Raw genomic sequence first — 7871 nt, 5'->3', positions numbered from 1 at the left:
GCCTCTTCGCGGTCAGATCTCCCGGAAATAACCTGTTAATGTAAGGTGACAGGGGATCATACTGTCAAATAAATGGATTTATATTTGATAAAATGTAAAGTTCTTTGAGAAATCCTTGTATTGATCTTTTAGACTTCTGTGAAAAATGGATGAGATGTAATATCGGTTGCGAAGTTGTTGCCTTTTTCTGAATACTCATTTAAAAAATATCTAATAAGATAGTTTTGTTTCCTTTTATTTCTTATATTTGGGGCATTGAAATTCCTAAATTTTTAAAAGACTTTCGATTGTAATTAATATTATAAAATACTTTTATCATGGAAAATAAAATTCAGGAGTTAACTGATAAGATTTATCGTGAAGGTGTAGAAAAAGGAAACGAAGAAGCCCAGCGACTTATTGGTGAAGCCCAGAAAGAAGCTCAGAAGCTGCTTGAAGAAGCACGTAAACAGGCTGATTCTATTGTAGCTGATGCACAAAAGAAGGCTGATGAACTGACAGACAATACGAAATCTGAATTGAAACTGTTCGGAGGTCAGGCTGTTAATGCCTTGAAGACAGAAATTGTGAATTTGTTAACCAATCAGACAGTATCTGATGCTGTGAAAGGAGTGACATCCGATAAAGAATTCCTTAATAAATTTATTCTTGCTTTAGCAACCCAGTGGTCTTCCAATGAGCCGATTGTCATATCCGTTAAGGATGGAGAGGCGTTACAGAAATTCTTTGCTGCAAAGGCTAAAGGTCTGTTGGATAAAGGAGTGAAGATTGAAGAAGTAAATGGAATGAAAGCCTTGTTCTCAATTTCCCCGGCAGATGGTTCTTATAAGGTGAATTTTGGAGAAGAAGAGTTTGAAAACTACTTCAAAGAATTTTTGCGTCCGCAATTAGTGAAGATGTTGTTTTAAGGTAGGCTTATGAGTGCTTATTACTATCTGGTAGCCGGTTTGCCGGATATCTCACTTGAGGACGGTAAGCTTAGTTATACGATATCTGACTTTAGAGCAGAATCTTATGGAGATTTGTCAGCTAAAGATCAGGCTCTGATAGATCTGTTTTATTTGAAATATGATCATGCTGATTTATTAAGCCTGCTGAAAGACAAAGATGCAGTGACTCAGGGAAAGGGTAATTTTTCTTCGGAAGATTTGCTTCAGCTGATAGCTTCAGTGAAAGAAGGAGAAAAGCCGGATGCAAAATTCCCGTCTTATCTGTATGATTTCATTGCACAATATTTGGCTTTACCTGCTGATGAGTTGTATAAGGCTGAAAATCTGTTAGCTTCGGCATATTATGCATATGCCATGAAGTCTAAAAATCCGTTTATTGCTTCCTGGTTTGAATTTAATCTGAATATCAACAATATACTGGCTGCTTTTGCTGCACGCAAGTATAAGATGAATGTAGCTGAGGTGATTGTCGGGGATACTGAAGTTTGTGAGATGCTCCGGACTTCCAATGCCCGTGATTTCGGATTAAGTGAAACCTTGGATTATTTTGAACCCTTACAGCGTCTGGTAGAAACAGACGATCTGGTAGAGCGTGAGAAAAAGGTTGATCAGCTGAAATGGAAATGGTTGGAAGATGCATCTTTTTTCCATTATTTTACGGTAGAGCGTTTGTTTGTTTTCCTGCTGCAGCTGGAAATGATCGAACGTTGGGTTTTGTTGGATAAAGAAAAGGGAAGTGAATTGTTCCGTCAGATGATTCAGAATCTGAAGGATGAAGTTCAGATACCGGAAGAATTTAGAAAATAGTAAAATACAATAGAATGGCAACAAAAGGAACTGTTTTAGGCGTTATTGCCAACATGGTTACATTGACTGTCGACGGGCCGGTAGCACAGAATGAAATCTGTTATATCATGACCGGCGGTGACCGTCTGATGGCCGAGGTTATTAAGGTGGTCGGACAGAATGTATATGTACAGGTGTTTGAAAGTACCCGTGGTTTGAAAGTCGGTGCTGAAGCCGAATTTACAGGTCACATGCTGGAAGTAACTTTGGGTCCGGGTATGCTGTCAAAGAACTATGACGGTTTGCAGAATGATCTGGACAAAATGGAAGGTGTCTTCCTGAAACGTGGACAATATACCTATCCGCTGGATAAAGAAAAGAAATGGCTGTTCAAGCCGATTGTAAAGGCCGGAGACGAAGTCGGTCCTTCAGCATGGCTGGGCGAGGTGGAAGAAAATCACCAGCCCCTGAAGATTATGGTACCTTTCCAGCTGACCGGAACCTATAAAGTGAAGTCAATTGTAGAAGAAGGTGAATATACCATTGAAGATACAGTTGCTGTCCTGACCGACAAGGAAGGTAATGATATTCCTGTGAATATGATTCAGAAGTGGCCGGTTAAGAAAGCAATGGTGAACTATGCTGAGAAACCGCGTCCCTATAAACTGCTTGAGACGGGTGTGCGTGTGATTGATACACTGAATCCGATTGTAGAGGGCGGTACCGGATTTATTCCTGGTCCGTTCGGAACCGGAAAGACTGTGTTGCAGCATGCTATATCCAAACAGGCCGAAGCTGATATCGTGATCATTGCAGCCTGTGGTGAGCGTGCCAATGAGGTTGTGGAAATCTTCACGGAATTCCCGGAACTGGTAGACCCGCATACAGGTCGTAAGCTGATGGAACGTACAATTATTGTCGCCAATACTTCCAATATGCCGGTAGCAGCACGTGAAGCTTCTGTCTACACTGCCATGACGATGGCTGAATATTATCGTGCAATGGGATTGAAAGTCTTGTTGATGGCTGACTCTACTTCCCGCTGGGCGCAGGCTTTGCGTGAAATGTCAAACCGTATGGAAGAATTGCCGGGACCGGATGCCTTCCCGATGGATATCTCAGCGATTATTTCCAATTTCTACGGCCGTGCCGGTTATGTACATCTTTACAATGGAGAAACAGGCTCCATTACTTTCATCGGAACAGTATCTCCGGCCGGTGGTAACCTGAAGGAACCGGTAACGGAAAATACCAAGAAAGTGGCCCGCTGTTTCTATGCACTTGAGCAGGAACGTGCCGACCGCAAGCGTTATCCGGCTGTAAACCCGATTGATTCTTATTCCAAATATCTTGAATATCCTGAGTTCGACAATTACATCACTCAGCGTATCAACAGTGAATGGATCGGTAAGGTGAATGAGCTGAAGACCCGTCTGTTGAGAGGTAAGGAAATTGCTGAGCAGATCAACATTCTGGGTGATGACGGTGTGCCTGTAGAATACCATGTGATTTTCTGGAAGTCGGAACTGATTGACTTTGTGATCCTTCAGCAGGATGCATTTGATGAAGTAGACTCGGTAACTCCGATGGAACGTCAGGAGGAAATGGTGAACCAGATTATCGATATTTGTCATACCGACTTTGAGTTCGACAACTTCGTAGAGGTAATGGACTATTTCAAGAAGATGATCAATATCTGCAAGCAGATGAACTATGCCCGTTTCCGTTCCGAACAGTACGACGAATTCCGCAAGCAGTTGCAGGAACTGGTGGCTGAACGCAAAGTGAAATAAGAGAAATAAATTGAGAATAAAATGGCAACGAAAGCTTTTCAGAAAATATATACAAAGATTAGTCAGATAACGAAAGCTACCTGTTCGCTGAAAGCAACGGGAGTAGGTTATGACGAACTGGCTATGGTAAACGGCAAGCTGGCCCAGGTGGTGAAGATTGCCGGTGATGAAGTGACTTTGCAGGTGTTTGAGGGTACGGAAGGTATTCCGACAAATGCCGAAGTTGTATTCCTGGGCAAGTCTCCTACATTGAAAGTGAGCGAGCAACTGGCCGGACGTTTCTTCAACGCTTTTGGTGATCCGATTGACGGAGGACCGGAGATTGAAGGAGTGGAAGTTGAGATTGGAGGACCGTCTGTGAATCCGGTACGCCGTAAGCAGCCGTCCGAACTGATCGCTACGGGTATTGCTGGTATCGACTTGAACAACACCCTGGTATCCGGACAGAAGATCCCCTTCTTTGCCGATCCGGACCAGCCTTTCAACCAGGTGATGGCCAATGTGGCCTTACGTGCCGAAACCGACAAGATTATTCTGGGCGGTATGGGTATGACCAATGATGATTATTTGTATTTCAAGAATGTGTTCTCGAATGCAGGTGCCCTTGACCGTATCATCAGTTTCGTGAATACGACAGAGAATCCTCCGGTAGAACGTCTGCTGATTCCGGACATGGCTCTGACAGCTGCTGAATACTTTGCGGTAGAACACAATCAGAAGGTACTGGTCTTGCTGACCGATATGACTTCTTACGCTGATGCGCTGGCTATCGTATCCAACCGTATGGACCAGATCCCTTCGAAGGACTCTATGCCGGGTTCTCTTTATTCCGATCTGGCAAAGATCTACGAGAAAGCCGTACAGTTCCCTTCAGGAGGTTCCATTACCATTATTGCCGTTACCACATTGTCAGGAGGCGATATTACGCATGCTGTTCCTGATAATACCGGTTATATCACCGAAGGTCAGCTTTTCCTGCGTCGTGACAGTGATATCGGTAAGGTAATTGTCGATCCGTTCCGTTCTCTGTCTCGTCTGAAACAGCTGGTAAGTGGAAAGAAGACCCGTAAGGATCATCCGCAGGTGATGAATGCTGCGGTTCGTCTGTATGCTGATGCTGCCAATGCAAAGACAAAGATGGAAAACGGTTTCGACCTGACCAACTATGATGAGCGTGCGTTGGCTTTTGCAAAGGATTATGCCAATCAGTTGCTGGCCATCGATGTCAATCTGAATACCACTGAAATGCTTGATGTGACCTGGGGACTGTTCAGCAAATATTTCAAGCCCGAGGAAGTCAACATCAAGAAAGAATTTGTGGATCAGTACTGGAAAAAGTGATTTAGTTAAAACTTACAGAGAATGGCTATAAAATTTCAATATAACAAAACTTCGTTGCAGCAGCTTGAGAAACAGCTCAAGATCCGTTTGCGTACGCTGCCTATCATCAAGAACAAGGAGAGTGCGCTACGTCTGGAGGTGAAGCGTTGCAAGACTGAAGCAGTGGAGTTGGAGGAACGCCTGGAACAGCAGATCCAGGCATACGAAGCCATGTTCGCTCTCTGGAATGAATTTGATGCTTCACTGGTGAAAGTGAAGGATGTTCATCTGGGCGTACGCAAGATTGCAGGCGTCCGAGTTCCCTTGCTGGAAGAGGTGGACTTTGAGATCCGTCCGTTCAGCTTTTTCTGTAGTCCCAAATGGTATGCCGACGGCATTCACTTGTTGAAAGGCCTGGCACAGACTGCCATTGAGCGGGAATTTACGCTGGCCAAGCTGGGGTTGCTGGAACATGCCCGAAAGAAAACCACTCAGAAGGTTAATCTTTTTGAGAAGGTACAGATTCCGGGTTATCAGGATGCCTTGAGAAAGATTAAGCGTTTCATGGAAGACGAAGAGAATTTGTCCAAGTCTTCTCAGAAGATCCTGAAATCCATCCAGGAGAAAAGAAAGGAGGCTGAGGTATGATTGCTAAAATGAAGAAACTGACCTTTTTGGTCTATCACAAGGAATATGAAGATTTCCTGAAAGAAATCCGTGAAGTCGGAGTCGTTCATGTGGTTGAGAAAGCTCAGGGTGGTGCCGGAAATGCCGAACTGCAGGACAGCATCCGTTTGTCGTCACGTTATGCGGCAGCGGTGAAAACTCTTCGCGGCATGGGTGTTCTGGCTGGCGCTTCCCATGCAGGCGATGTCCGTAAAGGAGAAGAAGCCCTGAAGGAAATCGAAGCCTTGCAGCAGGAGATGCAGCGCTTGAGTCATCAGGCTCAGCTGACAGACAAGGACATTGCTGTGCTGGAACCGTGGGGAAACTTTGAGCCGCGTGATCTGGCCCGTCTGGCAGAAGCCGGCTATCGCATTGATTTCTATGTCTGTCCGGAAAAGCTCTTCAAGGAAGAATGGATGACGGAATATCATGCGATGATCATCAGCCAGTCTGGTTCGCGGCTTTATTTTATCACGGTAACTCCGGTAAATTCACCGGTGGAACTGGAGGTGGAAGCAGTCCGGCTTCCGGACAAGTCGCTTGCATCACTGAAGGAGAACAAGGCTGCGATTGTGACGAAAGAAGCTGATATACACAAGCGGATGGAAGAACTGGCCGCAACGGCAGTGCCCGATCTGGAAGCAGCTCAGGCCTCTGTACATGCGCAGATAGAGTTCTCCAAAGTGGAACTGAGTGCTGACTCACTGGCAGACAACAAACTGTTGCTGCTGGAAGGATGGGCACCTGCGGCTTCTGTCGGCCAGATACAGGAGTATCTGAACACCAGCAATGCTTATTATGAGATTGCAGATCCGACACCGGACGATGATGTTCCTATCTTGTTGGCGAACAATAAGTTTGCCCGTCTGTTTGAACCGATCATGCGACTTTATATGTTGCCCAAATACAGAGAACTGGATCTGACTCCGTATTTTGCTCCGTTCTTTATGCTGTTCTTCGGCCTGTGTCTGGGAGATTCCGGTTACGGACTGTTCATGGTGCTGGCTGTCACGATTTATCGCCTGGCAGCTAAGCAGGTGAGTGATTCGATGAAACCGGTGCTTACACTGGTACAGTTGCTCGGAGCTTCCACAATGGTTTGTGGTCTGCTCACAGGAACCTGCTTCGGATTTAATCTGTACGACATTCAGTTGCCTCTTTTCCAGAGTCTGAAGGAATCCATTTCACTGGATAACCAGCAGATGTTTAACCTTTCTCTGATTCTGGGAGGTATTCAGATTATCTTCGGTATGATTCTGAAGGCCGTGAATCAGACCATTCAGCTGGGCTTCAAATATGCGGTAGCAACGATCGGATGGATTCTGGTACTTGTCAGCACGGCTTTTGCCTTTGCTTTCCCTTCCTGTATGGCTATGGGAGGTACGGTACATCTGGTGCTCCTGGGTATCGGCTTGCTGATGGCCTACCTGTACAACAGTCCGGACAAAAATATTTTTGTCAACATCGGACTGGGACTGTGGGACAGCTACAATATGGCTACCGGTCTGCTGGGTGATGTGCTCTCGTATGTACGTCTGTTTGCCCTCGGTTTGTCCGGAGGTATCCTGGCCAGTGTGTTCAACAGTCTGGCAGCAGGTATGAGTCCCGATAATATCATTGCAGGTCCGATTGTCATGGCTCTGATCTTCCTGATCGGTCACAGCATCAATATCTTTATGAATGTACTGGGTGCAATGGTTCACCCCATGCGTCTGACATTCGTGGAATTCTTCAAGAATTCCGGTTATGAGGGTGGTGGAAAAGAATACAAACCCTTTAAGAAAGAAGTAATTAGTGAATAAAAGTAATACGAATTAAAAATTTAAAAAATAATTGAATTATGGAAATGAATCTTTTGATTGCCTACATTGGCATTGCGATTATGGTTGGTTTGTCAGGTATTGGTAGTGCCTATGGTGTGACTATTGCCGGTAACGCTTCAATCGGTGCGTTGAAGAAAAATGACAGTGCATTCGGTAATTTCCTGGTGCTGACAGCGCTTCCGGGTACTCAGGGTCTGTATGGTTTTGCCGGTTACTTCATGTTCCAGAATATTTTTGGTGTGCTGACACCGGAAATGACAGCAATTCAGGCTTGTGCCGTGCTGGGTGCCGGTATTGGTCTGGGACTGGTAGCCTTGTTCTCTGCCATCCGTCAGGGACAGGTTTGTGCCAACGGTATTGCTGCCATCGGACAGGGTCACAATGTATTCGGTAATACATTGATTCTGGCTGTATTCCCTGAATTGTATGCAATTGTAGCTTTGGCTGCTACTTTCTTGATGGGTTCTGCTCTGGCTTAACTTGCTTGGCCTGATGAAATAGATAGCCGGACACGGATTGCCGTGTCCGGCTTA

Annotated in this window: 7 protein-coding genes; all 7 read left to right on the top strand. The window is 45.2% G+C overall.

The annotated features are described in order from the left end of the window. The first annotated feature begins 317 nt into the window (after positions 1–317). From BACCOPRO_RS04925 to BACCOPRO_RS04895, 7 genes are read left to right on the top strand one after another with little or no spacing between them, the layout of a single operon-like run. The gene (locus BACCOPRO_RS04925; protein ID WP_008141517.1) at positions 318–908 is read left to right on the top strand and encodes a V-type ATP synthase subunit E family protein; all 591 of its coding nucleotides are present in this window, start codon (positions 318–320) and stop codon (positions 906–908) included. A 9-nt stretch (positions 909–917) separates the two neighbouring features. Next, the gene (locus BACCOPRO_RS04920) at positions 918–1757 is read left to right on the top strand and encodes a DUF2764 domain-containing protein (RefSeq protein ID WP_008141515.1); all 840 of its coding nucleotides are present in this window, start codon (positions 918–920) and stop codon (positions 1755–1757) included. Between the two features lie 14 nt (positions 1758–1771). Next, on the top strand, positions 1772–3529 hold the full coding sequence (locus BACCOPRO_RS04915) for a V-type ATP synthase subunit A (RefSeq protein WP_008141513.1): 1758 nt from the start codon (positions 1772–1774) through the stop codon (positions 3527–3529). A 21-nt stretch (positions 3530–3550) separates the two neighbouring features. Beyond that, entirely contained in the window at positions 3551–4870 is a 1320-nt protein-coding gene (locus tag BACCOPRO_RS04910; RefSeq protein ID WP_008141512.1) for a V-type ATP synthase subunit B, read from the top strand. 21 nt (positions 4871–4891) lie between these two features. Continuing rightward, positions 4892–5497, top strand: a complete 606-nt coding sequence (locus BACCOPRO_RS04905) for a V-type ATP synthase subunit D (RefSeq protein ID WP_008141510.1) — start codon at positions 4892–4894, stop codon at positions 5495–5497. Then, positions 5494–7317: a V-type ATP synthase subunit I gene (locus BACCOPRO_RS04900; protein WP_008141508.1), complete on the top strand. Its 1824-nt coding sequence runs from the start codon at positions 5494–5496 to the stop codon at positions 7315–7317. Before BACCOPRO_RS04905 ends, BACCOPRO_RS04900 begins: the two co-directional genes overlap by 4 nt. 38 nt (positions 7318–7355) lie before the next feature. Next, the gene (locus tag BACCOPRO_RS04895) at positions 7356–7817 is read left to right on the top strand and encodes a V-type ATP synthase subunit K (RefSeq protein ID WP_008141506.1); all 462 of its coding nucleotides are present in this window, start codon (positions 7356–7358) and stop codon (positions 7815–7817) included. Positions 7818–7871: the final 54 nt, after the last annotated feature.

The organism is Phocaeicola coprophilus DSM 18228 = JCM 13818, from assembly GCF_000157915.1.
Lineage (GTDB): Bacteria > Bacteroidota > Bacteroidia > Bacteroidales > Bacteroidaceae > Phocaeicola > Phocaeicola coprophilus.
Note: the sequence above shows the minus strand (reverse complement) of the source record. Positions and strands in the feature narration are given on the sequence as shown.